At 61.2% G+C, this 2,906-nt stretch carries 5 protein-coding genes; 2 read left to right on the top strand and 3 right to left on the bottom strand.

Annotated elements, in window-relative coordinates; translation table 11 throughout:
- From EOL86_13385 to EOL86_13375, 3 genes are all read right to left on the bottom strand, one after another.
- Positions 1 to 300 (bottom strand): 3-isopropylmalate dehydrogenase (locus EOL86_13385; protein ID NCD26568.1); only part of this gene is annotated, 300 nt, incomplete at its 3' end.
- Complete coding sequence (locus tag EOL86_13380) at positions 297 to 692, bottom strand: RidA family protein (protein NCD26567.1); 396 nt, start codon at positions 690 to 692, stop codon at positions 297 to 299. The genes EOL86_13385 and EOL86_13380, both read right to left, overlap by 4 nt.
- Before the next feature lie 61 nt (positions 693 to 753).
- Positions 754 to 1,065 (bottom strand): carboxymuconolactone decarboxylase family protein, encoded by a 312-nt coding sequence (locus EOL86_13375; protein ID NCD26566.1) that lies wholly within the window; start codon positions 1,063 to 1,065, stop codon positions 754 to 756.
- A 107-nt stretch (positions 1,066 to 1,172) separates the two neighbouring features.
- Between EOL86_13375 and EOL86_13370 the strand changes: the two genes are divergently transcribed.
- Positions 1,173 to 1,652 carry a YchJ family protein gene (locus tag EOL86_13370; protein NCD26565.1) on the top strand — a complete coding sequence of 160 codons (480 nt, stop codon included), beginning with the start codon at positions 1,173 to 1,175 and terminating at the stop codon, positions 1,650 to 1,652.
- Complete coding sequence (locus tag EOL86_13365) at positions 1,631 to 2,905, top strand: DUF401 family protein (protein NCD26564.1); 1,275 nt, start codon at positions 1,631 to 1,633, stop codon at positions 2,903 to 2,905. Before EOL86_13370 ends, EOL86_13365 begins: the two co-directional genes overlap by 22 nt.
- The last annotated feature ends 1 nt before the right edge of the window (position 2,906 follow it).

Below are 2,906 nucleotides of genomic sequence, written 5' to 3'. Positions count from 1 at the left end.
CGCCTCCAAGACCTTTTCCAGACGCACGCTGGCCGATTCCGGATCCAGTAATCTGGCGCTGCCATAGATGACCACCGTGGATTCAATCTGTTGCTCCTGCAGAATGAGCTCCGGTTTCAACAGTTCAAGCTGCAACCGAACCGGCCGCAACTCCTCGCGGAGCAAAAAATCCTGATCCTGAAAGGCCAGACGATACGACGGCGATGTGCACTGCTCCGTGTTCACATGTCGTTGAGCGGCCCTGGCGTCCTCGTTGGCCGAGGGAAAAACACCAAAACGACGGGAAGGCTTTGAACTCATGCCTGCCCTCCGGCCACGGCCACGCACTTCACCTCCACCACCCCGCCCAAGGGGAGGCCGGCCACCTGGACGGCGGCCCGGGCCGGCTTGTGCCCGGCCATGAAGGTGTCATAGATGGAGTTGAAGCGCTTGAAATTGCTCAAATCTGTCATGAACACGTCCACGCTGACGATATCGGTGACGGCGCAACCGGCGGCGTTCAAAATCGCGCCGACATTGGCCAGCGCCTGGCGGGCCTGGGCGTCGAAATCCGCGCCCGCGAACTGGCCCGTGGCCGGGACCAGTCCAAGCTGGCCGCTGACGTACACAAGACCGCCCGCGCGCACGGCCTGGGAATAGGGCCCCACGGCTGCCGGAGCCTGATCCGTCGAAATGCAGGATAACTTCGTCATGATTTCTCCTCGTAAAAAGCGGCCCCAAGGGCCGCCTGATGATATCCACTGGAAAACCGGACTAATCGTCTATCTTCCCGAGCCAATCCAAAGCCGCCGCGACCGTAGGAAAACCAATGGTACTGGTCAAGATGATGACCGCATGCCGCACTTCCTCCATGCTCGCCCCGGCCTGGACAGCCCGCCGGGCATGGCTGCGAACCGCGCCTTCCGATCGCAAGGCCACGGCCGCGGCCAACTGAATGAGCTGAATGTCTTTTTCCACAAGCGGACCACTGTCATGGGCAGCAGCGCCCAATGCCTCGGCGGCATCGACCAGCCCCGGATGCATTTCCTTCAATTTCCGATAGTGCCGTGGCTTTTCGCTCCTCATGGGACACCTCCTAAAAAGTGATCGAGCCGCCTTGATTGACGCGCTCCAGATTCGGTTTTACGGGCAATCGGTCTTGAATCACAAGAAAAATCCCCAAGGAGCATGCCATGGAATGTCCATGCCAGTCTGGCCGTGACTTCACGGAGTGTTGCGGACCGATTCTTGCCGGGCACATCACCGCCCCCACCCCCGAAGCCCTGATGCGCTCCCGGTTCACCGCCTTCGCGCGGGGCGAGCTGGACTATCTGCGGACAACCATGGTCCCGGAACACCAGGAGGAGTTCCATCCCGACGACGCCCGACGCTGGAACGAAAACACGCAATGGCTGGAGTTGATCGTCCACGACACGGCCACCGACGGCGACACCGGAACGGTCCGCTTCACGGCCATCTTCCGCCACAAGGAATCGACCCAAAGTCTGACCGAACGGAGCCGCTTCGTACGGCGGGACGGACAGTGGTACTATCTGGATGGCGAATACGAAACCGAGACGACGCGGCGCGAAACGCCCAAGATTGGCCGCAACGATCCGTGTCCGTGCGGCAGTGGCAAAAAATTCAAAAAATGCTGTGGCCGACAACCATGAGCGCTATCCTGTCCATTCTGGCTGTCTTCGCCGTCATGCTGGCCGGCATCCGACTCAAGCTAGGCCTGGGCTGGTCCATCCTGGCCGGCAGTTTTTTGCTGGCCCTTCTGTTCGATCTCTCGCCCCTGGCCTGGCTCAAAACCCTTCCGGCCGCCCTGCTGACCGAGGAAGCCTTCATTCTCTGCTCCATCATCGCCGTCATCCTGGCCTTCAGCGCCCTGTACTCGGCTTCGGGACAATCAGAGTCCTTCATGCGCGCCATTCGCGGCCAGGTCCACTCCCGCTCGTTGCTCCTGGTCTTTTTTCCGGCCCTGATAGGCCTTCTGCCCATGCCCGGCGGAGCCATCTTTTCCGCGCCCATGGTCGAATCGGCGGCCAAGGAACTCAACATCCATCCCAAAGACCAAACCCTGATCAACTACTGGTTCCGCCACATCTGGGAATTGGCCTGGCCACTCTATCCGGGCATCATTCTGGCCTCGTCCCTGGCCGCCATGCCGGTGACACATATTGTCGGCATCATGTGGCCCGGCCCATTCATCTGCGTCGGACTGGGCTGGATGCTTATCCTGCGTCCGGCCCTTAAAAACGCGCCCCACCTGCCACCCGTGCGCGCCACGGAACGTGACGCGCGCGACTGGATCGGCGGCATTCCGCTGGCCACGGCCATTGTCGGTTCCATTCTCGGGGAATGGATCTGCGCCAAACTCTGGCCTGGACGCCCCATGGAATACGGTGTCATCGCGGCATTGCTTCTGGCATCCGGGGTCAGTCTGCTCCTGGCACGCGCCAAATGGACGGCGGTGCTGCGCGAGGCGGGCAAAGACAACACCATGGCCCTATTGGGCGTGGTCGCGGCCATTTTCATCTTCAAGGAAGTCCTGCACCAGGGCCATGTCGTCGACGCCCTGGCCCAAACCCTGGGCGGTGGCAGCGCAATTTACGTCATGGCCGTCATCCTGCCCTTTCTGGTCGGGTTCGTGTCCGGCATCACCATGGCCTTTGTCGGCGCGACCTTCCCCCTGCTCTTCGGCCTGCTGCACTCCACTGGGCAGCCCCATCTTCTCCCGGCAGTGCTCAGCCTGGGTCTGTATTCCGGGTTCGCGGGCATCATGGCCTCGCCCATGCACATCTGTTATCTGATGACCTGCAATTATTTTCACCAGGACCCCGGCAAACTGCTGCCGCGCATCCTGGTGCCGGGCCTGCTGCTCATTCCTGCGGGACTGGGCTGTTTTCTCATCCTGAACTGAC

The sequence above is a fragment of the Deltaproteobacteria bacterium genome, from assembly GCA_009930495.1.
Classification (GTDB): domain Bacteria; phylum Desulfobacterota; class Desulfovibrionia; order Desulfovibrionales; family Desulfomicrobiaceae; genus Desulfomicrobium.
Note: the sequence above shows the minus strand (reverse complement) of the source record. Positions and strands in the feature narration are given on the sequence as shown.